The following is a 546-nucleotide window of genomic DNA, read 5'->3' on the forward strand; positions in this document are numbered from 1 at the left end:
TTCATGTTTTAAGCTCTCTTTTAGGCACTCTGCCCGATATGAAAGCTCAACAGCAAGATCGCGCGCACTCATTCTGGATATAGACTCATAGCGCTCCAGTCCGCTGGCAAGCCTAAACCTATTCCTCTCCCTACCCCAATGGGGTACTCTTCCCCCATTATTTATAAGCCGTTATCTGCCCCTCAGGATAACGCCAAACCCGGTTACTCAAGTCCCCATGACACAAAAACTCACCCTGGAAACCCTTGAAGGCTGGCTGTGGGAATCCGCCAACATCATGCGCGGTTCCATCGACAGCTCCGACTTCAAAAACTACATCTTCGGCCTGATCTTCCTGAAGCGGTTTAACGACGTATTTGAAGAGCGCATCACCGCCATCATGGATGAGGAAGACTGCTCCCGTGAGGAGGCCATAGAACTTGAGCAGGAAGATGGCGACCACTACGTGCCGGAGCATGCCCGCTGGAGTGAGATCATCAGCCATACCGAGAATATCGGTGAAGCTATCGACGAAGCCTTTGCCGATATTGAAGCCCGCAACAGCTA

1 protein-coding gene is annotated in these 546 nt (G+C 51.6%); it reads left to right on the forward strand.

Going from position 1 to position 546, the window contains the following annotated elements; translation table 11 throughout:
* Nucleotides 1–217: 217 nt before the first annotated feature.
* A partial coding sequence (locus E1189_RS00560; RefSeq protein ID WP_196220859.1) for a type I restriction-modification system subunit M N-terminal domain-containing protein occupies nt 218–546 on the forward strand: 329 nt, incomplete at its 3' end.

Source organism: Parendozoicomonas verongulae, assembly GCF_009711465.1.
Classification (GTDB): Bacteria; Pseudomonadota; Gammaproteobacteria; order Pseudomonadales; family Endozoicomonadaceae; genus Sansalvadorimonas; species Sansalvadorimonas verongulae.